Here is a 23,025-nt window from a genome sequence, read left to right as displayed (position 1 = left end):
CACGCATTTGGTGAATTTGCGTTCCGCGTTCAGCGTAAAAAGTGAATTGCGTTAGGTTACACGCGATTCAAGATCGGGCCTTTAACAGTGTGATAATTATTACGCAGTGAGCCGCTTTGCGTTGAGCCATAAGCGTTCTGCGTATGCAAACATTGGTAGATTGGAAGGAGAAGTAATGCGTACGCAATTTAAATACTAAATCAATTAGGTGGTTACGCGATAAGGAAAAGTTTTATCACGTTTACACAATGGTAATATATAATGTAAGTGTGCCACGTTTTTAAAACGTGGCACACTTAGAAACGCGGCACACAAAAAAAACGGTCTGGGTACTACCCCAGACCGTTACAATGAAAATGCTGCTTTATTATTACATGGAAAAAGAGGCTAGAACTTGATCGTTACGTTGGCAATAAAACTGCGCGGCATTTGCGGTGTCAATGTGCCCTGGCCAACAAAATATAATTCATTGGTGATGTTATCGAGCTTTACTCCGAGGCGATACCAGCGGGCATCGTAAAACACCGTTCCATTCAATAAGGTATATGCAGGCAGGGTGAATACACCGGTTGTTGCTGAATTAGCGGTCATGTGCTCATCAACATAGTTGCCGCCAAAACCAATGCCCAGCCCTTTTGCCTTTCCATTTGAAAGCGTATAGCTTATCCAGGCATTTCCGAGGTTACGCGGACCGGCAGAAGCAGGGCGTCTGTCCTGCAGCGCAGGAGCGCCTTTTGTGAGGCGGCTGTCATTGTAGCTGTAACCGGCAAGCATATGTAAACCGGTAACGGGGTTGGCCTGCAATTCAACTTCAAATCCTTTGCTGCGTTGCGTGCCATCCTGAACGGTTATATTATAATTGAGTCCATCCTTTACATATACATCAGTACGGGTCATGTTATCAACCTGTATGTCGTAATAGCTGGCTGTAACATTCAATTTGCTGTTGAACAGTTCCACTTTAACACCGGCCTCGACCTGGTTGGCCTGCTGTGGCTTCAACACGCCTGATACTTCAGGCACCGGCTGGGTAACGGGGGCCAGGTTACTGAAGCCATTCATATAGTTGGCAAATACCGAAACCTGGTTTTTAACTACCTGGTATACGAGACCGAATTTGGGTGAAAAAGAAGTTTGCTGATACCGGGTGTTGGCCTGCAGGGTATCGGCAAGGTGGTTGCGGGTACCCTGACTGCTGAAACGGTCTACCCGAAGGCTCAGCATGGCCATTAACTGGCTGGTAATGTTAACTACGTCAGATGCATAGGCGCTGTATACTTCTGAAACGGTATGGTTACGGGTAGCACTGGCGGTGCTGGCCGCAATACGCTGGTCCAAAGCATACCGTGATATTTTTGCATAGTTCCTGTCATCGTAATATTCACCATTTACAAAATCGAATACGATATAGGGCGAGTTGTCATTATTTACTTTGAAGTGAACATAGTCGAGCCCAACCAAAGCACGATGTTTTATGCTGCCGGTATTGAATTTACCGGTAAAGTTCTGCTGAATGTTCAGCGCCGTATTGATCGTGTTCTGCAGGCTTACGTTGCGCTCGAGGGTATCATCTGTGGCCTTGCGAATGAACTGGTACTGGTAATAACCGTCCGATTTACGCGTATTGCTCGAAATGATGGTTTGTGAGGTCCAGTCGCTATTGAGCTTATAGGTGGCAATGGCCCTGATATTGGTAGTGGGCATTTTCATGGTGATGTCGTTGGTAGTATAGGAACGCTTCCAGTTAAAACCAAGTTCATCGGGGGTGCGGGCCACGAACTGACGGGTGCGGTTCAGAAAAATAGTGGAAGGGCTGGTCATTTCTGAATTATTGAACTCTGCATTCAGGTTGATCTTCAGCCTGTCACTGGCCCTTATTTCAAAGGCGGGCGCTATGACGATCGATTTTCTAAATCCTGCATCCTGGAAACTCTGCTGGTTCTGATAGGCCGCATTCAGGCGAAAGAACAGGTTGCCTTCTTTATTGGCCGGGCCATATACATCGGCACTAAACCGGGTAAGGTTATAACTGCCGGTGTAAAAAGATACCTGGCCGCCAAAAGTATCCACCGGTTTTTTGGTAACGAGGTTGATCAAACCGCCAAATGAAGTAACGGCGCTGCCGTACAGGGTAGCAGAGGGGCCTTTCAATACTTCAAGATGTTCTACGGTTATGGGGTCCCATTCGCCGTTCGACTGGCTGGGAAGGCCATCCACCATCGATACCTCGGTACGGAAACCACGAAGTGAATAAAAAGTAGCGCCATCGGTATTGATACCGCGGTTGCCCTGGATCTTGAAAAGACCGGGTGTATTTTTTAATGCGTTACTGAAATCAACGGTCATTTGCTGATTGATCAGTTCTTTGGAGATGGAAGTATACACCTGCGGATTTTCCAAACGGCTCAGCGGCATTTTGGCTGCAGTTTCACTGAACGATGGCTTGCTCTTACTGGTTGCTATCACTACTTCCTGCAAAGTGGCGTGATTTTCATTCAGCGAAAAATCGGTCACCAGTATTTCACCTGCATTTATGGTTATTGTTTTTTCAACGGTTGTTAACCCAACACCGGTTACCCGAATGGTATAGGTACCTGGTTTTATCCCGGTGAGTTTATACTCGCCCTTTTGGTTTGTGGCTGTTGTTTTTTTAAAATTGGCCAACGAAACCGTAATGCTTTCAGCCGGTTTACCATCGGCCGTGGTTACTTGTCCCTGCAGAACGCCATTTTGCTGCGCCAGCAGAACGGTTTGTGAACCGGTAATCAGGAATAAGAACAAAAAAAGACGAAGCTTAATTTTCATTGTTTTTCATTTATTAATACAAATTGCTATGGTATGTTGATTTTTTATCAGGTCACCGGTTGTTCTGGCAGGGAATTGTTGGTGCCAATAAAAAGAACCTGTTTAGGCAACTACACTGTGTCTGGTTCTCCTTCCGTTACAGTGCAGGTACGATAAACAGGTAATTAGTTGGAAAAGGTTTTTTTAACAGCTTTTGTCACTTACTTTATTCATCACAGATCATTTTCTACGGGGTAAGTGTAGTGATAACATAAATTTTGTGTAACAATTGAGCGTCAATTATTAATTGTTACATGGAAGGAGAATAAAATCGTGGTGCAAAGAAAAGTGATGGCCGCAAAAACCCGGTTACGCAATCAGGAAAATGATTTACGAATTGGGAAACATAACGCACATGCGAAAAGGGAATATTATTGAGCAAAAAAAGCCCAAAAGGATCTTATTATTCCGGAAAAGGAGAGGAAATTGCCCGAAAACTATATGCAACTGTGTTGCAAATGTAAAACTTTCCCTACATTTGCCCAATTCCTCAGATTAAAAATTATTTTATGGCATACGAGAAACAATATGATGTGATCATTGTAGGCGGAAGCTATGCTGGCTTATCGGCTGCTATGGCATTGGGCAGGAGTTTACGAAAGGTTTTAATAATAGATGGGGGAGAACCCTGTAACCGGCAAACGCCGCATTCGCATAATTTCATTACGCACGATGGCAAAACGCCAAAGGAGATCGCGATGCTGGCCAAAGAACAGGTGCTGAAATATGAAACGGTTGCCTTCCTGGAGGGAACAGTAGTTACGGCCGGCAAAACGGAAGGGGGTTTTGAGGTTAACACGGCAGCCGGCGAGTCATTTTCAGCCCGAAAGCTACTATTTGCCACAGGGATCAAAGATCAAATGCCCGCAATTGACGGTTTTGCCGCCTGCTGGGGCATTACTGCCATTCATTGTCCATACTGCCATGGGTATGAAGTGCGGCATGAAAGAACAGGTGTGATGGCCAATGGCGAAATGGGATATGAGTTCTGCAAACTCATTAGTAACTGGACGAAGGATCTTACCCTGTTCACGAATGGTAAATCAACTTTAACTCCTGAACAGGCCGAAAAACTGGCAAAACATCATATTCCAATCGTTGAAAAGGAGATCACCGCTTTTGAGCACACGAACGGCCATTTGAGCCAGGTGCGCTTCAAAGATGGCAGTACGCTATCGATGAAAGCTGTATATTCGAAGCTGCCGTTTGTGCTGCATTGCGATATTCCGGTACAACTGGGTTGTGCGTTGAGCGAACAAGGATTGTTGGTTGTGGATCAGTTTTACAAAACAACAGTGCCTGGTATATATGCGGCAGGTGATGCTACGTTTATGATGCGATCGGTTGCGATGGCAACTTATAGTGGTAATTTCGCCGGCGCAATGATCAATAAAGACCTGGTTGACGAAACTTTTTAAAGATGGAAATATTAGCCAATATTTTGGTGGGACTGGTTGCCCTGGAGCATCTTTACATTTTGTACCTCGAAATGTTTGCCTGGGAAACGAAAGGCAGAAAAGCATTTAAAGGCTCATTACGTCCCGAGCTGTTTGCGCCCACCAAAGTGCTGGCAGCCAACCAGGGTTTGTACAATGGATTCCTGGCTGCGGGGCTCATCTGGTCGTATTTTATAACCGACAGGGCCTGGAGTACCAATGTGGCTGTATTTTTTCTTTGTTGTGTAATTGTGGCCGGTATTTATGGGGCCATTACAGCAAGTAAAAAGATCTTTTTTATTCAGGCCCTGCCGGCATTGCTGGCATTGGGTGTTATATTGCTGCAATGAATGAAGTAGAAAAATACATTGCACAATTTGAACCGGAGATCAAAGAGCGGTTAATTGTTTTACGGCAATTGTTTTTTGATGTTGTACCTGGTACGGAGGAAAGCATCCGGTACAAGATGCCGGCGTTTACGGTAGGAAAGGAACATTTGTATTTTGCTGCGTACAAAAAGCATATTGGCTTTTATCCTGTGTATGGGTTAACGGAAATGGAAGAACAGCTTACGCCATTCAGGGCAAAGGGCACCAAAGACTCGTTGCATTTCCCCCACAACAAACCACTGCCTGTAGAGTTGATAAAGGAGATTGTGAGGTTGAAGGGGAAGAAGGGGTAGAAGATAGGGCGCATATTATCATTTCGTCACCCCAATAATCACCCCAAAATCGCCATCGGTTTGTACCCAGTTTTTCTCGGGTAAATAGGTGCGTGATACAAAACCATCGAGGTAGAGGGCATATTTGCAGCCTGTTTCCTGGAAGTATTTGGCGAAATCATAAAAATTCACAAGGCCTTTCGACATGGCAAATACCACCTGGCCATTTGATAAAACGCCTACACCATTCCTGATGTTCGTATTGGAAGAGCCTTTTGTGAATACCGGGTTGATTTCACCATCGATCACCAGTAGTGGCCCTGATTGGGTGGCGTATGTTATTTTGCCGTTGTTCGTGAAATCTTTCGTTTGACAAACAACCGCTTTATTGTCGGTAGTAATATAAAATACCCCATTGGGCTGCAGGTAGAAGTTGCCGCTGCCACGGGCTTTGTTCAATGGCCTGAATTGTTTCCTGTTTTCTATATATAGTCCCAGGGGTGTACGGTCTTCCATATACATGCCGCCATTCATGGCAAAGACCAGCGTCTTTTTTTGACTTTCGAGCCAGCGCTTCAAATTGCCGATACTGTTGAATTTTTCGTTTTTGTCGTTCTTCCAGTATAGTTTCAGATCGCTTTTCTTCGGGTCAATTATATAGGAAATAAATATGTCCCCGTTCTTCTCCTGGGCAACACTGTTATGGAGACTTCCTGCTGCCAGCACGAAAGATAGAAGCAATGCTTTAATATTCATTGGAGACAGTTATTTAAACTCCCTGGTCACCTCTATCAATCCCACAATATTGTTATTGAACTCATCCATTTCTTCAGCAGGTACCCATAGTTCGTTGTGTATTTCACCACCCACATTCCGGATCTCAAATTTGCTTACATAGTCGCTATCGACGGCAAACTTTGTTACATAGCCCGATCCATAGGCGGGCACATTCCAGTCCCTTGAAATTTGAATGGCATATTCTTCATTCATTACAGGGTAAAAGATAGGTTGCTCGGGAAGCCGGGGAGGAAATTGTTTCCAGCCTGATTGTTCAATCAATTCCAGTTCTTTAGGACCTACGGGGCGGTACAGCATGGTTGTGTTTTGCATATTGCTATTGTACGAAATTCTTTTTATTTACCGGCACGGTCATACTTGCGTAGGATGCCGTTTTCTCCTTATTCCATAAAGTCCCTTGTGAAATATGTTGTCAGCGGGCGCCAGCCGGTGTTTTTTTCCGGGCCTGTCTTTTTCCTACAACCGAAAAAACTTCGTCTGTTGAGGATTTAACTCCATTTATAAACATACAGGTGACCGCGTTGGTACAGGTCCACATTTCCCCTTTGCTGTCTGTGCCGCCTTCGGTTTGTTTGCTAAAAATGATCTTATTGTCTTTTTTTGAGTAAAGCGAGGTGGTAAGTTTTAAAACCGGTTGGCCGTTTTTAATTGCTGAATGAACGTTGCTGAAAAATACCACGTAGTCAGATTGGGAGGTATCTGCCAACCGGGCCAGGCTGGCCAGGTCGGTGTTTTGTGCCGGCGACTCGGCTATTTTTGAGTAGGGTTTGTATTCGTTAAAGTAGAATGTATAAACTGCCTGCGAATAGGAGGAAAGTATATGATGGCATTTGAACTGTTTTACATCGTTCTCCATCGATCTCAGATACGATAACTGGTTTTTGAGCTCTTTTATAAAATTGGTATCCCGGGGGCAATCGGTACAATTTACCTGATCCTCGATGCCTTTCACCGCCTGGTAATATTGTCTTTGCTGTTCTGCAACCATAGTATCCCGGCCGCTGTACAATGAAGTGTCTAAAATGGCGGTATCTGCCTTAATGATAACCAGTTTGAACGAATTCCAGTTTCCGGTAGTCTGGGCAAAAGATGATGCGCTTACAAACACTAGAAGTATCGCAATGAGTCGGTACATAATATGCTAATTTAAAAAACCCGTTTCATAAACATCGATCTTTTTCTCCACGTCTACCTAAGGGTTTACATTAAATTATTGATATATTATTTATTTATAATTCCAGGTAATTTCATTCCAACTCAATCACTTAGGAGTTTTTAAGCGTTATTACAACACATTTGAAGTGCGCAGGCCAGCCGGATAGAATAACCCGCGGTCGATAATAGTCTTTGATCCGATTCCCTAAAGAAAAAAAGTGTCAGGCAATATTCCTATGAAGTTTAGTATAAAACAACGGATAGCATTCAGTTTCTGGTTTTTAGGGGGCGTGTTCCTGGTAAACGGGTTTATTACGATCGTTACCCTCATCGGAAACCACAGGCATTCGGAAAAAATATCTGATGTCATATTGCCTTCATTGCAGGGTATCGATGAACTTAACGCCATATTGCTGCAATCGAAAATGTATACCACCAACTGGGTGTTTCTGCGTTCTAATGAGGGGGATAAAGAACTGTTGAGGAAGATACATGATTCGGAGTATGTTGCTACAAAGCAAAATATAACTGCCAATACCAGCACCTGGCGGCAAAAAAGAATTACCGACAGTCTGCAACTCGTGTTTAACCATTTTGAACAACTGCTTGTTGTTGAAAAGGAGATCATGGCCTCACTGCAAAAGTTTCAGGACTATGATGACCCGGTAACAAAAATGGAGGCGGAGCGAAAAATTGAAGAGGAGGTGCTGCCGCGAACCGCTGCCATCGTTCATTCCCTTGATAATATTCATAAATTAGGCAGTCAGTTCCTTGAGCAGGAGAATACCAGGCTGGCGCAGTCGCGGTACAACCTGCGGGTATTTATAATAGTATTATCGCTGTTGTTTGTGCTGGTGGGTTTTTTGCTTTCCCTGTATTTTACCAAAAAGATCCTAACGCCCATTGCCCGCATCAGGAATATAGTGAACGATCTGGGAAAGGGTATTACCTGTAAGGTAGACCATCACACCACGCGCGACGAAATAGGAGAAATGGTAGTTGCCGTAAACAACCTGTCGGAAAAACTACAGGTGACCAGTTTATTTGCCCATGAGATCGGGAAACGGAATTTCGATATGCCCTTTCATCCGCTAAGTGAGGAAGATACGTTGGGCAAGGCGCTAATAGCCATGCGCGACAACCTGAAGTCGAGCCAGCGGGATCTGCTGGCTGCCACCTGGCATTTGCAGAAAAAAGACCAGTTGTTGCAGGCGGTAGCGAAAGCCACCCATGGGCTTATCAGTAACAATGACCTGAACAAGGCCATCGAGGAAGCGATGCGCTCATTGGGGAAAGGTATCAATGCCGATGGTATCAATATATACACCATGCGGTTCGAAGCGGCCGAAAATAAATTGTATGCCGATTCATATATGCGCTGGTTGCAAAGTACGGACGAGATAAATTTCAAATCACCGGTTTATTACGATGCCAGGCTTATGCCGAACGCCATAGCCGCTTTGAGCAACAATGAAGTTTTCTCCCGCCTTACCAAAGATGTGGAAGACAATGATCTGCGGGCAATGTTTGAAAGACGAAGGATTAAATCAGTTGCTACCCTGCCTGTTTTTGTGATGAACCAGTTCTGGGGCTTTATCGCTTTAAGCAATGAGTATGAACGCGTGTGGACGGAAACCGAATTTTCCATTCTCAAATCGTTTGCCGTTACCCTGGGCACAGCTATAGAGCGTATTAAAATGGAGCAGCAGCTGGTAGTGGCTAGAGACAATGCCGAAGCGGCCAGCCGGGCCAAAAGTGAATTTATGGCCAATATGAGCCATGAGCTGCGTACGCCCATGAACGGTATTATCGGGTTTACCGACCTGGTGCTTACCACCGAACTGCAAAAGGTGCAACGCGATTATTTGAAGAACGTGAGCAAATCGGCTTACAGCCTGCTGAACATCATCAATGACATCCTTGACTTTTCAAAGATCGAAGCCGGTAAGTTATTGATTGATGAAGTGCCCTTTAACCTGGCCGAACTGGTTGAGGATACCGTTGACCTTATTTCCATAAAAGCCGAAGAAAAAGGCCTGGAGTTAATTTGCTCCATCGATCCGGCACTGCCTTCTCAATTGCTGGGCGATCCCATTCGCATAAAACAGGTGTTGATGAACCTGATGGGCAATGCCGTTAAATTCACCAACAAGGGGGAAGTATTGGTGCATTTACAGCCTGGTAAGAAATATACAAAGGACAATACATCATTTACTGACGTCAATATTACGGTAAAGGATACCGGCATCGGTATTCCTAAAGATAAACTCAATGCTATTTTTGAAAGCTTTACCCAGGTCGATAACTCAACTACCCGTAAATATGGCGGTACCGGGTTGGGACTTACCATTTCCAAAAGCCTGGTGGACCTGATGGGTGGCCGGTTGGAGGTAGAAAGTATACCGGGCAGCGGCAGTTCGTTTGCATTCAATTTATCGTTACAGGTTATGAATGCGGCGCCGCCGGTATTGTTCGATTTAAAACCCCAATTAAGGGAAGTATTGATCATCGACGACAACGAAACCAACTGTAAACTGATGCGCGGCATTTTCGAATACCTGCATATTCCCTGTAAAGTATGTACCAGCGGGCCTGAAGCATTGCTGCTGATCGCGGAATCGGTTCAAAAAAACGAATTGTTCGACCTGATCATTACCGATCACCAGATGCCGGTGATGGATGGCATCAGCCTGGTGAAAGAAATAAAATCACTGCTGCAGGGGCACACTGAACCTTTTATACTGATGCTTTCATCGCTTGAGAAAACATTGGTGCAGCACGAAGCGGAAAATATCGGCATCAACAAGTTCCTGTCGAAACCGGTAAAAATGCATGAGCTCAACAATTTACTGGCGGTTATTTTTAATAAGGCCAGGGCCGGCGACAATAGGGAAGCGATACCTTTTATTCAGCCATTCACGCATGTTAACAAAGTGCTGGTTGTGGAAGATGATCCGCTGAACCTGTTGCTGATATCGGAGGTGTTGCGAAAAATGGCGCTAGAGGTGATAACGGCGGGCAATGGCAGCGAGGCGGTAGCTATGTTGCTGCAGCATGATCCTGCCATGATCTTTATGGATATCAATATGCCGGAAATGGATGGGTTCATGGCCACTGAGCTTATCAGAAAACTCGACACGCATCACCGTAACATAACGATTGTTGCTTTAACAGCCGATGCCATGCAGGAGGATAAAGACCGTTGTCTTGAATCGGGCATGAACGATTATATATCAAAACCTTTCCGGCTGGAGGAGATCCATGCGGTGATAAAAAAATATTCTCCCATGCCGAATTTCAGAACGGAAACGCTTGAAAAAAGCGGGCGCTGAGCTCAGCGGTCCATTTTTCGCCAGATCTTTTCTTTTTGTGTTACCTGCGTGTATTTACCGGCAACGGCTGAGAACCGCAGGCTTTCCTTTGAGCCGAGCACCAGGTAACCCAGTTTTTCGAGGCTGTTATCGAACAGGGTAAGCACTTTATCCTGCAACACCTTGTCAAAGTAAATAAGTACGTTGCGGCAAATGATGATCTGAAATTCATTGAACGACCGGTCAGAGGCGAGGTTATGCGTGGCCACCACCATTTTTGTGCGGAAGCGGTCGTGGAATTTTGCCCAGTCGTATTTAGCGGTATAATAATGCGAAAAATCTTTCTTGCCGCCCGAGGCTATGTAGTTTTCTGAATACTGTTTCATTTGCGACAACGGAAAAATGCCCCGGTTTATATTCTCAATTACGGTAGGGTTCAGATCGGTTGCATAAAGCAGCGATTTATGCAACAGGTTGGCTTCCTCGAGCATAATGGCCATTGAATAAACCTCCTCGCCGGTTGAACACCCCGCATGCCAGATCCTGATGAACGGGTGAGTGGCCAGTACAGGCAGTATGTGTTCCCTGATGGCTTTAAACACCATCGGGTCGCGGAACATTTCCGTTACATTCACCGTTAGCTCCTGCACAATATGATTGAAATACCCCTCTTCGGTCTTTACTTTATATAACAGCTCGGCAAAACTGGGGATGCGGTCTACGACCATTACCCGGCTCACTCTTCGTTTGAGCGAGGCTTTTGCATAGTTGCCAAAATCATAACCATATTGTTCGAACAGGGTAGCGATCAGCATATTCAGCTCTTCCTCTTTGATCATAGGTGTTTTTTATTGATAAAGCCAAACGCGTAACAGGGAAATGAGCTGGTCTACATCAACCGGTTTGGTTATGTAATCTGATGCGCCTGCCGCAATACATTTTTCGCGGTCGCCCGTCATGGCTTTGGCGGTTACCGCTATCACCGGCAGGCTCCGGTATTTAGGCATTTTCCGCAATTGTTTTGTTGTTTCATATCCATCCATTTCAGGCATCATCATATCCATCAGCACCATATCTACCCTGGTATGCGTTTCCAACTGCCGCAATGCTTCTTTGCCGTCGATGGCCGATATGACATTCATTCCATAACTCTCCAGCGATTTGCTCAGGGAGAAAATATTGCGCACATCATCATCTACTACCAGCACTGTTTTCCCTTTCAGCACTTCGCCCGCTTCCGTCTTGCGGGTACGCCTGTACCCACGGCCCTCGTTCCGGTTCTCTTCAACAAGGTGCAGGAACAATGACACTTCATCGAGTATGCGCTGATACGAGTGAGCGGTTTTCACCACTATCGAATCGGCATACTGTTTTATTTTTACTTCCTCGTTCTGCGACAGGTTCTTGCCCGTAAAAATAATGATAGGCACTTCTTCCAGCCCGGGTGTTTTTTTCACTTCATCCAGTGTATCATACGAGCGTTGTGCGGGTATACCCATATCGAGGATCACACAATCCACTTCCTGTTTGTTGAGCGATTTAATACCTTCTTCTACCGAATCTCTTATTTCGGAAGCCACATTGTAATTTTCGAGGAAGTAGGCAAGCGCCCGGGCATGTTGCGTGTTCTCTTCAACGATCAGCACTTTTTTCGGATGGCGGTTCAATGCGCTTTCGATCTTCGAGAACATTTCGCCCAGCTTTTCAAATGCCACCGGTTTATTGATGAAATCAACGGCGCCTTTTGAAAGGCTCTTTGTTTTTGCCTGGTAGGCCGACATGATATGCACCGGTATTGGCCGGGTATTCACATCTGATTTCAATTCATCCATTACCTGCCAGCCACTGACAACAGGTAATTGCAGATCGAGCAAAATACCCAGCGGCAGGTATTGTTTGGCGAGGGCTATACCTTCATCGCCGCGTACGGCTACAATACCCTTATATCCTTTTGCCCGGGTATAGTTGAGCAGGGATTTGGCAAACGCCGTGTCGTCATCGATGATCAGTATTACCTTATCCCCGGCGGCGATGGCGCTGCGGTCGTCATCAACAGGAGAGGGGATAACGGGTGATAAGAATTCGCTATCGCGCAAGGGTAATGGAATACTTGTTTTTTCAGCCGGCTCTTTTTGAACCGGCACTTCACCGGTAACGGCAGGTTGTTGAATTGTATCGATCTTCAGCGCCGGTAAGATCAGCGTAAATTCACTGCCTTTATTCACTTCACTCGTAATGGTGATCTCACCATTGAGCAATTGAGCCAGTTTGCGGCTGATGGAAAGGCCGAGACCGGTGCCTCCATACTGCCTGCGGGTGCTGCCATCTGCCTGTTGAAACGCTTCAAAAATAATGGCCTGTTTCTCAGGTGCAATACCAATACCGGTATCCCTGACGGTGAACCAGAAGTCGGCGCCTTTCTTTTGAATGCTCAGTTTTACGGAACCTTTTTTGGTGAACTTCAGTGCGTTTGAAAGCAGGTTGCGTAAGATCTGGTTGAGCCGCAAACGGTCGGTTTCGATGGAAAGCGGCAGATCGTCTTCCTGTTCAATGGTAAATTCAATGCCTTTTTCAGTAGCGAGCGGTGCGAATAACGATTGCAGTTCATTCGTAAGTTCATTAATACGGATATCGGTATACTCCAGTTCCATTTTGCCGGCCTCTATTTTTGAGAGGTCAAGTATTTCATCGATAAGCGTTAATAGTCCCTTGCCCGAGCTTTGAATTACAGTCGCATATTCAACCTGGTCGCTGGTTAAATTGTTGGGATGGTTTTCGGTGAGCAGGCGCGACAATAACAAAATTGAATTCAGCGGGGTGCGCAGTTCATGGCTCATATTGGCCAGGAATTCCGATTTATACCTGGTGCTTTGCGTAAGTTCTTCGGCGCGCGCCTGGATCTCGAGATTGCGCTCGAGGATCAATTCATTTTTCTCTTCCAGCAAACGGCTTCTTTCTTCCAGTTCCTGGTTGGCATGCTGCAGTTCTTCCTGTTGCACCCGCAGTTCTTCTTCGCTGGTTTGTAAACGTTCCGCCTGGGCTTCCAGTTCGGCATTTATATTTTCTAGTTCGGTATGTTGTGCCTGCAGTTCTTCCGATTGCGCCTGGGTTTCTGCCAGCAGTTCCTGTAAACGCTGATGGTCGCGGGCGCTGTGGATGGCCATGCCGATATTGAAACCTGCCACCCGTAAAAAGTCGAGTGCCACGGAAGAATAGGGTTGCATGGAAGCGATCTCGATAACGCCCTTCAGCCGGCTTTCGTAGAATACAGGCAATGCCACTATTGCTACCGGTTTAATTGAACCGCCCGTGTAATCGAGCACTACCTGGGCATCGGGTATATTTTCAAGATGGATCTGCCGGCCCGATTGGGCGCATTGTCCGGCCACACCTTCCCCAAAATGAATTTTGGGGCGTTCCTTTTTACTGAAACCAATACCGGCGGCCAGTTGCAATTCATCTTCATCTACCCGTAAGTAAAAAGCGCCCTGTATTGAACTGGTATAACCGGTAATAAATTCTATGACGTCGTAGGTGAGTATTTCCAGTTCCTTTTTCCCGATCATGCTTTCGTTCAACTGGGCCACGCCGGTTTGCAGCCATTGCTGGTCTTTCAGGTTCGTGAAGGAGAAATTCAGCGCTTCGGTCATCCTGTTTAACGAACCGGCAATGCCCCCAAGGGCGTCAGCGCCTGTGTCTTCAACTTTTACCTCGTAATTACCGCCCGAGATCTCGGTTGCCACCTCATTGATAAGGGTGATCCGCCTCGAGATCTGTTCATCCTTCTCCTGTAATTCCACCTGCAGCGCCGCTCTTTTTTCATAATCGTTCAATACCCGTACAAATGAAATAATGGTTACTACGATTCCCAGCAGCATGGCAATAATAATGAGCGTTGGGGTACTGGCAGCGAACCGGTTCATGTTCTGGGTCCTGATCTTCAACAATGCTACTTCGCGGCCCTGGATGCGTTTTACAATTACGCGTACGCTATCCATATACCTCTTTCCAAGCACCATCAGGCTATCTGAAATGGGCTCATCGTTCTTTTTTTTCTGCACCAGTTCCCCAAGGAAATTCAGGCGGGTAACTGCCTGTTCCTTCAAAAGATCGCAATCCTGTTGTTGCAATATATTGTCTTTGGTAAGATTCTTTACTTCGTTTAACAGGACGGTTGTACGGTCAACGGCGCCGCTATAGGGATCGAGGAACTGCGGTTTTCCGGTAAGCAGGTAACCCCGCTGGCCGGTTTCGGCATCAACCAGGCCGGCTATTACCTTTTCCACCTTTTTCTGTACTTCATTGGTATGGTTTACCCATTTGGCACTGCTCAACAGTTTGTTGATACTGATGTACGACGCTACAGCGCTGATGATAAGCAGTAACAGCGAGATACCATAACCAATGATGAGATTACGCTTGAAAGCATTCATCTTTTTAGAAATATTATTGTTGATTGAAACGCTAGTTTGTACTGTTGCTTTGTTTTACCGGAAGTACGATCGTAAACGTGGATCCTTCGCCTTCCCTGCTTTTTACGCCAATGATGCCGTTGTGTTTTTCAACGATCTTTTTTACAATGGCCAGCCCGATGCCGGTGCCCTCGTATTGTGCTTTGCCATGCAGTCGCTGGAAGATCACGAAGATCTTGTCGATATACGACTCATCGAGGCCAATGCCATTATCGGTGATATGAATACGGATAAACTTTCCGTTCTTATCGGGTGCAGCTTCAAGTGACAATTCATTTACCGCTTCGTGGCAGATGTTTATTTGCGGACGAACCCCGGTTTTCGAGAACTTCAACGCATTGCTCAGCAGGTTCTGAAACATTTGACGCATTTGTCCGGGAATGGCTTCTATTTCGGGCAAATGAGTTACATCGATGAGGGCCTGTTTTTCTTTTATGGTCAGTTCCAGGTCGGCCAGTGCGTCTTTTACCACTTCATTTACATTTACCGGGGTAAACAGGGAAACAGCCGATAATTTCGAATAGCTCAGAAGGGCGTTGATCAGGTTCCTCATTCTTTCCGAGGAGGTGATCACCTTCGACATTTCGGTTTTTGCTTCCGGAATATTTTTCAGGTATTTTTCTTCTATGATCTTTATAAAGGTAATGATCTTGCGCAAGGGCTCCTGCAGGTCGTGTGAGGCCAGGTACGCATATTGCGCCAGTTCGGCATTCCGGTTCTCGAGATCTTTATTTAACTGCAACAGGTCCCTGGTCCTTTCTTCTACCTTGAATTCAAGCAGGGAGTTGATCTGCTCTACTTCCTGCTGCGATTTTTTCCTGATCTCTATTTCCCGGCGCAGCGCCTCTTCCACCTGCTTCAGTTCCTGGCGTTGTGTATACAGCCGGTGAAAGGTTTTTACTTTCATCAATAAAAGATCGTTATCGAAGGGTTTGGTAATATAATCGACCCCGCCGGAATCGTACCCTTTTGCAATAAAGCGTTTATCGATATTTACCGCCGACAGGAAGATGATGGGAATGTCCCTGGTTTTGTTAAGGCCCGAAATGGCTTCCGCTACTTCATAGCCATCCATGTCGGGCATCTGCACATCGAGGATGATTACGGAATATTCGTTCTTCAGTATTTTTTTCAGGGCTTCCTCGCCGGAAGCGGCCGTATCGGTGTCATAAGCGTAGAGTTGCAGTAATGTTTTTAATGAGAACAGATTTTCGTATTTATCATCAACGATGAGGATCATAACAAATCAGAAATATGCTAACAAACAATAAAGCAGCTTATGTTCTTTTGAAGCGTTTGTAAGGTGGCCGGTAGTTTTTGAACAGGTGTATGGGCAATGGCCGACAACAGGGTATTCAGCTCATTAACTCCCCATGGTTTTGTTATAAAACACATAGCGCCCGTCATCATGGTTTCTTCAATGTCTGTCGACTGAGAAGAAGTGGTGTACATAAGCACAGGAATGTTTTTTAATTTTTCATCATGCTTCAGGTGTTTCAGGCACTCCTTGCCGTCCATCCGGGGCATGTTGATGTCGAGGAAAATAAGGCTTGGCAAATGCCCGTTATTTTCTGCAAGAAAATCAAGCGCGTCTTTTCCGTCATGAACGTAGAAGAGTTGAATTTTTTCATCTACCTTCTTCAGCGTTTCCTGGAAAATAAGAATATCGTCGATGTCATCATCGACGAGTAAAAAACTACGGGGGTGAGTCATATGAACAATTCCTGTTGTTATTAAAATATTTAATTATTTGTACCTCGGATCCCTCTACAAATGTCTATTAGCCTGTGTAATGACTAACTCGTATGGCTGTGACAGCTATAGCTGATATAAGTTGCAATCCACATTCCACACAATCAAGGGTAAAAAAATCCACAAAAGAAAGGATTTTCCCGGTTGTTTACTTCAAATTGCGGTTGTTTTTAAATGCATATTAATCTGCGACCGGTTATTGTGTTACAAACACTTAAAGCCATATTTTAATATGATGCCGCGCCGGGAGCCGGTCCTTTAAAAAAAACACAAAAACGGCATTTGCCTGTAACGATACCCGGTTCTATTCGCCTTTGTGTTTACTAATTGCTATTTTAACGGTCTTATTGGCCTTTTCAACCTTTAACCGCCTTTTGACAAAATTTATGCGTAAAAGAAAAATGATGTGGTATGCCATCCTGGCGCTGATACCCGTTTGTTTGATCACTGTTTTCTCCTGTAATTACATCATTCATAAAACCGCAAAAGGAAAGTTGTTTACCGATACAAAAGCCATCCCTTATAATAAAGTGGGGCTATTGCTCGGAACTTCCAAAAAACTGGGCAATGGTTATCCCAACCTGTATTATACCTATCGCATCGATGCAGCCGCCCGGCTGTTGAAGGAAGGGAAAATAAAATATCTTGTAATCAGTGGCGATAATGGCCGCAGGGAATACAGCGAACCGGAAGACATGCGCGCCGACCTCATGGCGGCTGGTATCGATTCTTCGGTCATATTTCTCGACTATGCCGGTTTCAGAACTTTTGATTCCGTTGTGCGGTTAAAGGAGATCTTCAGCCAGGATTCGGTGACCATCATTTCACAGAAATTCCATAATGAGCGGGCATTGTATATGGCCCGTAAGGAAGGGATCGATGCCATAGCCTTCAATGCTGCAGATGTAAGCGCCAGATATGGTTTCCGGGTGCAGCTGCGCGAAAAGCTCGCCCGCGTAAAAGTGTTTGTCGATTATCTGTTCGGCACAAAACCCAGGTTCCTCGGCGAAAAAGTGATCATTCCTGCTTAAGTTGTAACTGGTAAATATGCGGCCAGTGTTTGCCGGTAACATAAATAAGATCCGTTGTGGAGTCGTATGCGATGCCATTCATTTCGCCGGCTTCAGGGTTTGCCATCGATGCTTTCATGGCAAGCGCGCTCAGGTCGAGTTTACGTATCATATAAAAAGCCTGAAACGGCCCGCAGCAGTCAAAAATGTATTATAAACCTTTATTTAAGGGAGTTGGCAACGGCTTTCACCCCTATGCGGATGACGTTTTGTTTTTTATTGTGATGGTGAATAAAAACTTAACTTTATAAAAGTTTTTAATGCCGGGGTTCTTTTATTATACTTGCCATTCCTATGCTGCTGTTCCTTAAATCTGTTGCCAGAAAATTGGTTGTACTGCCTGTATGTATCGTTTTTGCCGTTTTGTTGCAGGCCCAACAGCCAACTCCCTATCATTTTGCTCACCTCGATTTCAACCAGGGACTTTCCAATAACCAGATAAATTGCATTTACAAAGACTCAAAAGGGTTCATGTGGTTTGGCACCATGAGCGGATTGAATCGTTTCGATGGCTACACTTTTAAGTCTTTCCGGCACTCCATTCAGGATACTACCTCTCTTATCGATGATTTTATTTCAAAGATCATAGCCGGCCCCTATAACAATTTGTGGATTGAAACGAGAGTTGGTTTTAATATCTACGATCCCGCAACGGAGAAATTTGACCGGGCCGTTGACAAATATTTGCAAAGACATGGATTGCCCGGCTACGGGTTAACCGATATCGTTCCTTTTCACAAAGGGTATTTATTCGTTTACCGCGATCTGGGTATTTACTATTTCGAAGAGAACAGACCGGTACTATCCATTATCAACAACACTACCCGCGAGGTAAATGTAATTGCCGATGTAAGAACCGATTCTAAAAATAACATCTGGGTTGTTTATTGCAATGGGCTTATTGAGCAATATGACGGCGGAACCAAAAAAGCGATCGGCCAAAGTAAACTGCTGCAGCAAAAACAGGGCAGCGGTAAATTCAATTACCGGTTGTTTATCGATTCGCAGAACGATCAATGGATCTTTGGCAGCGGTATTGTAAATGGAATTTACCGGCATAACCCCGCCGGCAATACGATACAGCAGGTTGCCAGCAATGAAGGCACCGCCGTTCTCAGCAGCAATATCATTTTAGATGTGGCTGAGGGCAACAAAGGGCTTTTATGGATAGCAACCGATCATGGCGGGCTCAATATTCTCAATAAAAGGAACATGAGCGTACAGGTGCTGTTGAATGAACCCGGTAATAGCGGCAGCCTTTCCATGAACAGCCTCACCGACCTGTATAAAGATGACCTGGGGATCCTTTGGATAGGAACATTTAAACAGGGCATTAACTATTATCACGAAAGTATTATTCAATTCCCTTTATACCGGCACGATGCAACCGCCGGCGCCAGTTTGCCCTACAACGATGTGAACCGCTTTGTAGAAGATGCCAAAGGCAACCTGTGGATCGGCACCAACGGGGGCGGGCTTATTTATTTCGACCGCCGGAACAATACCTTCAAACAATACCGGCATAATGCCGCCAACGACAACAGTCTTTCCAATGATGTAATCGTAAGCCTGCTCATCGACCATGCCAATGTATTATGGATAGGCACTTTTTTTGGCGGGCTCGATAGTTACGACGGAAAAACGTTTACCCATCATCGCCATAACGACAAAGACAGCAACAGCGTATCTGATAACCGCATTTGGGAAATTTATGAAGACCATAACAATGATCTCTGGATCGGAACGCTGGAGTCGGGCCTCGAGAAATACGACCGGGCCAACAACCGCTTTATTCATTATAAACCAATGGCGCCCGGTTCGGTGCATATGGGGTATGTTTCTGACATTGCAGAGGACAGCCAGGGAAATTTATGGGTGGGCACCAGTTATGGTATCGATGTGCTAAACAGGAAAACCGGTGTTTTTACCCAAATGCTGGGCCGCGAAACAAAACTGAGCAACGACAATATTATCAGTATATTCAAAGACAGCGGCGGCCGCATGTGGGTGGGCACGCGCGATGGACTGAACCTGTACAACCCGCAAAAAAATACCTTCAGGGTATTCAGGAAAGAGGACGGTTTGCCCGATAATACCATCCTGAATATCGTAGAGGACAATGCACATGATCTGTGGGTGAGCACTCCCAATGGCATCAGCCGCATAAGCTGTATCGGCGACCGTTCGCAGCCGGGTATAAGCTGCATCAACTACGACCGCGCCGATGGCCTGCAGGGAAAAGAGTTCAATGAAAACGCCGCTTTAAAAACCAGGAACGGCGAACTGGTATTTGGCGGGCCCAACGGGTTTAACCTGTTCAACCCCGCGAATTTAAAATATAGCACCCGGGCGCCGAAGGTGGTATTTACCGGGTTACAGGTATTTAACCGGCATATAGCGCCGGGCGATAAAATTAGGAGCCAGGTCATTCTGCAAAAAGCTATTGCAGAAACCGAAACCATCAACCTGCGCTATGATGAAAACATTTTTTCCATCGAGTTTGCCGCCCTGGGTTATATCAATACGCAAAAGAACAAATACGCTTACCGGTTGCAGGGCTTTAACAATAACTGGTTGTATACCGATGGCCGTGAACGCAAAGCGACGTACACCAATCTCGATCCGGGCAAATACACTTTGTATGTAAAGGCCTCGAACGATCAGGGAGTTTGGAATGAGCAGGCGGTAGCAGTGAATATTGTTGTGCTGGCCCCGTTCTGGCAAACGCCCCTCGCATACCTGTTATATATACTGGCGGCAGTCGCTGTCCTTTTCTTTGCCCGGCGGGTAGTGATACAGCAGACAAAAATGCGTTTTGCATTGGAGCAGGAGCGAAAGGAAGCCAGCCGTATACGCGAACTGGACCAGATGAAGACCCGGTTCTTTACCAATGTGAGCCATGAGTTTCGTACGCCGCTTTCATTGATCCTGACACCGCTTGAGCGAATGATAAGAACGGACGGGGAACCCGCCCGTCATGCGCAATACCAACTCATTCATCGCAATGCGCGGCGGTTATTGAACCTGGTAAATCAACTGCTCGATTTTCGCCGTATGGAAGTGCATGAACTGAAACTGCATACGACAGCCGGCGATATGGCGCAATTCATTGAAGAAACAGCCGGTTCGTTTACCGATATAGCAGAGAAAAAACAGATCAGGTTTTCCTATTCCGCTTCATTGAAAAACCTGTATACGCATTTCGACCATGATAAACTCGAGCGCATAATTTTCAACCTGCTTTCCAATGCATTTAAATTTACGCCGGAAAACGGCACTGTGTCGGTTGAGGTAAATATGGTTGGCAATGGTGAAACTGCTTCGCTTGCAATAACCATAAAAGACTCCGGCATTGGTATACCGGCCAGCCGGCATGAGAAAATATTTGAGCGCTTCTTTCAACATGATGTGCCGGGCACCATGGTAAACCAGGGAAGCGGCATCGGCCTTGCCATTACCAGGGAGTTTGTAAACCTTATGGGCGGCGCTATCAGCGTGGAGAGCGAAGAATTTAAGGGATCGGTTTTTACCGTTGTATTGCCGGTTAAAGAAGTGAAAACGGTTGTTGTTGCACCTGCCGTAAACGGCGCTATCGCAACAACAGCTGAAAACGTTACCGATATGACTATTCAGGCAGCTTCGGGTAAAAAAGAACATACCGTGCTGCTGGTTGAAGACAATGAAGACTTTTTGTTTTACCTGAAAGATAACCTGCGGGAGTATTTCAATATTGCCGAAGCTGTGAATGGGCGGGAAGGCTGGCAGAAAACCCTGTCGGTACATCCTGACATTATCGTAAGCGATATCAGTATGCCGGCAATGAATGGTATTGAATTGTGCGGGAAGATAAAACAGGACCCCCGCACCAAACACATTCCCGTGATTTTGTTGACCGCCCTTACCTGTGAAGAACAACAATTGCAGGGACTGGAAACCGGCGCGGCAGATTACATGACCAAACCATTCAATTTTGAGATCCTCGTAAGCAAAATAAAAAACCTGTTGCGCCAGCAACAATCATTTAAACAGGCCTTCACAAAACAGGTAGCGGTAAAAACAACCGATGTGCCGGTGGAGAACCCCAATGAGAAATTTGTACAGGATGCATTGGCGATCGTTGAGAAAAATATAGGCAATTCCGATTTTTCGGTAGAGGAATTAAGCCGCGCTTTACTGTTAAGCCGTGCGGCTGTTTACAAACGCCTGTTTGTACTTACCGGAAAAACCCCCATCGAATTTATACGAACGCTGCGTTTACAACGGGCGGCGCAATTGTTGGAAAAAACGAATATGACCGTGGCGGAAGTTGCGTATGAAACCGGCTTCAATAATCCAAAATATTTCTCGAGGTATTTCAAAACCGAATACGGAAAATTACCATCTGCCTACCAGTCTGAGATCAAAAAGGGTGTCAGTTGACAAAATATACTGTTTCAGTAGACAAATTAGTTGCACCGGGAAACATTTTGATACCCTCAATTATACGTTCACATACCCCCCGTATAAAATTTGACTGTTAATTTCACCATCCATAAGATAGCTGCCGGTTTATGCCTGCAGGTAATATTCGTAGAAACAACAGAGAAATACACGAGTGTTAAATAATTCAGGTGTTGGCTCTTCATTGATGTATGAGGCCCGCCGGCAACCTGGCAAAATTGTATACGGGTAGTCCCATACGTTTTATTGGGAGGAACAGGAAAACTAAGGATCACATTGTTCTGAAAACAAACCGCCTGGTTGCAAACCGTTGGGGTAAATACGGGGGCGGTTTTGTTTTCAGACTTTTTTTACCACCATTACTGCACTTTTTACCGGGCCGTTCGCTTTTCTTTCAGGGTTGAAAAAAAAATGATAATAATTTAAATACGACCAGTAATAGAATTAACGTTAATATGTTGGAAGACGAATCATAGAACAGATTTAGATTTTAGGATTATGTTGAAAAAGAGAGGCATCCCGCAACCGCGGGGTGCCTTTTTCTTTATGGTGGTACCTTCGACTGCGGGCGGCCGGTACTATTACCTTATCGCTGTTCGTAATCCCCTGTTGTAACAATTCCTATAATTCGTTGCGTACATCCACGGCTTGTGATCTTTACTAACGGTATTTTATACCTGATAATATTACTCAAAAAAAAGAAGCTGTTTCCCGGCATGTAGAATCCTTCGCCGGTAAGATGGTGGTGCGCGCCAACCGGGTGTTGGGTATCACCGGCCGGGTTTTCACACGGCTAAGTAAATTTTTGACATCGCCAATAAAGAGAAGCTGTTTCCAATGGGGTGAAAGCTTCCGCCTGTCGGTTTTAATGCTTCCGCCAATCGATTCAATGCCTCCCCCCGTAAGGTTGTTACCCGACACCAATAAGTAACATGCATTCCCAAAAAAAATGGAGGCTTTACCTCACAGGTGACAGAAGTATAAAAATCAGTTAACAGCCTTTACCGGTCAGTGACAAGCCTTCTTCAACCGGGTTGAGGCGATACCCAACCGGTTTATTGAAGCAACGGGCCGGTTTTTGACATT

Annotated in this window: 15 protein-coding genes; 6 read left to right on the top strand and 9 right to left on the bottom strand. The window is 45.4% G+C overall.

Annotated features, from left to right (window positions below; genetic code table 11):
• Positions 1–387: 387 nt before the first annotated feature.
• Positions 388–2,805 carry a TonB-dependent receptor gene (locus tag A4R26_RS23065; protein ID WP_081168887.1) on the bottom strand — a complete coding sequence of 806 codons (2,418 nt, stop codon included), beginning with the start codon at positions 2,803–2,805 and terminating at the stop codon, positions 388–390.
• Between the two features lie 548 nt (positions 2,806–3,353).
• On the opposite strand from A4R26_RS23065, the gene A4R26_RS23060 reads away from it, so the two are divergent.
• From A4R26_RS23060 to A4R26_RS23050, 3 genes are read left to right on the top strand one after another with little or no spacing between them, the layout of a single operon-like run.
• Positions 3,354–4,262, top strand: coding sequence for an NAD(P)/FAD-dependent oxidoreductase (locus A4R26_RS23060; protein WP_081168886.1), 909 nt, complete (start codon positions 3,354–3,356; stop codon positions 4,260–4,262).
• Positions 4,263–4,264: 2 nt separating this feature from the next.
• Positions 4,265–4,630: a DUF1304 domain-containing protein gene (locus A4R26_RS23055; RefSeq protein WP_081168885.1), complete on the top strand. Its 366-nt coding sequence runs from the start codon at positions 4,265–4,267 to the stop codon at positions 4,628–4,630.
• Positions 4,627–4,962: an iron chaperone gene (locus A4R26_RS23050; RefSeq protein WP_081168884.1), complete on the top strand. Its 336-nt coding sequence runs from the start codon at positions 4,627–4,629 to the stop codon at positions 4,960–4,962. The genes A4R26_RS23055 and A4R26_RS23050 overlap by 4 nt, the downstream gene beginning before the upstream one ends.
• An 18-nt stretch (positions 4,963–4,980) precedes the next feature.
• Here the strand turns inward: A4R26_RS23050 and A4R26_RS23045 are convergent, their stop codons facing one another.
• The 3 genes from A4R26_RS23045 to A4R26_RS23035 form a co-directional block, all read right to left on the bottom strand.
• Positions 4,981–5,697 (bottom strand): phosphodiester glycosidase family protein, encoded by a 717-nt coding sequence (locus A4R26_RS23045; protein WP_081168883.1) that lies wholly within the window; start codon positions 5,695–5,697, stop codon positions 4,981–4,983.
• A 9-nt stretch (positions 5,698–5,706) separates the two neighbouring features.
• Positions 5,707–6,051, bottom strand: coding sequence for a hypothetical protein (locus A4R26_RS23040; protein WP_081168882.1), 345 nt, complete (start codon positions 6,049–6,051; stop codon positions 5,707–5,709).
• Positions 6,052–6,151: 100 nt separating this feature from the next.
• Positions 6,152–6,874 carry a hypothetical protein gene (locus tag A4R26_RS23035; protein ID WP_081168881.1) on the bottom strand — a complete coding sequence of 241 codons (723 nt, stop codon included), beginning with the start codon at positions 6,872–6,874 and terminating at the stop codon, positions 6,152–6,154.
• Positions 6,875–7,130: 256 nt separating this feature from the next.
• Between A4R26_RS23035 and A4R26_RS23030 the strand changes: the two genes are divergently transcribed.
• Positions 7,131–10,226 carry a response regulator gene (locus A4R26_RS23030; RefSeq protein WP_081168880.1) on the top strand — a complete coding sequence of 1,032 codons (3,096 nt, stop codon included), beginning with the start codon at positions 7,131–7,133 and terminating at the stop codon, positions 10,224–10,226.
• A gap of 2 nt (positions 10,227–10,228) precedes the next feature.
• Here A4R26_RS23030 and A4R26_RS23025 read toward each other — a convergent pair whose 3' ends face one another.
• The 4 genes from A4R26_RS23025 to A4R26_RS23010 are packed head-to-tail and all read right to left on the bottom strand — an operon-like array spanning position 10,229 to position 16,390.
• Entirely contained in the window at positions 10,229–11,044 is an 816-nt protein-coding gene (locus A4R26_RS23025; RefSeq protein ID WP_081168879.1) for a CheR family methyltransferase, read from the bottom strand.
• Positions 11,045–11,053: 9 nt separating this feature from the next.
• Positions 11,054–14,638: a response regulator gene (locus A4R26_RS23020; RefSeq protein WP_081168878.1), complete on the bottom strand. Its 3,585-nt coding sequence runs from the start codon at positions 14,636–14,638 to the stop codon at positions 11,054–11,056.
• Positions 14,639–14,669: 31 nt separating this feature from the next.
• Positions 14,670–15,917 (bottom strand): sensor histidine kinase, encoded by a 1,248-nt coding sequence (locus A4R26_RS23015; RefSeq protein ID WP_081168877.1) that lies wholly within the window; start codon positions 15,915–15,917, stop codon positions 14,670–14,672.
• A 17-nt stretch (positions 15,918–15,934) separates the two neighbouring features.
• Complete coding sequence (locus A4R26_RS23010) at positions 15,935–16,390, bottom strand: response regulator (protein ID WP_081168876.1); 456 nt, start codon at positions 16,388–16,390, stop codon at positions 15,935–15,937.
• Positions 16,391–16,815: 425 nt separating this feature from the next.
• Between A4R26_RS23010 and A4R26_RS23005 the strand changes: the two genes are divergently transcribed.
• Positions 16,816–17,460 carry a SanA/YdcF family protein gene (locus tag A4R26_RS23005; protein WP_107685886.1) on the top strand — a complete coding sequence of 215 codons (645 nt, stop codon included), beginning with the start codon at positions 16,816–16,818 and terminating at the stop codon, positions 17,458–17,460.
• On the opposite strand, the gene A4R26_RS23000 is transcribed toward A4R26_RS23005, so the two are convergent.
• Complete coding sequence (locus A4R26_RS23000) at positions 17,447–17,611, bottom strand: glutaminyl-peptide cyclotransferase (protein ID WP_081168874.1); 165 nt, start codon at positions 17,609–17,611, stop codon at positions 17,447–17,449. The genes A4R26_RS23005 and A4R26_RS23000 overlap by 14 nt on opposite strands.
• A gap of 182 nt (positions 17,612–17,793) precedes the next feature.
• Between A4R26_RS23000 and A4R26_RS22995 the strand changes: the two genes are divergently transcribed.
• Positions 17,794–21,918 (top strand): hybrid sensor histidine kinase/response regulator transcription factor, encoded by a 4,125-nt coding sequence (locus A4R26_RS22995; RefSeq protein WP_081168873.1) that lies wholly within the window; start codon positions 17,794–17,796, stop codon positions 21,916–21,918.
• Positions 21,919–23,025: the final 1,107 nt, after the last annotated feature.

It is taken from the genome of Niastella populi (assembly GCF_002078015.1).
Lineage (GTDB): Bacteria > Bacteroidota > Bacteroidia > Chitinophagales > Chitinophagaceae > Niastella > Niastella populi.
Note: the sequence above shows the minus strand (reverse complement) of the source record. Positions and strands in the feature narration are given on the sequence as shown.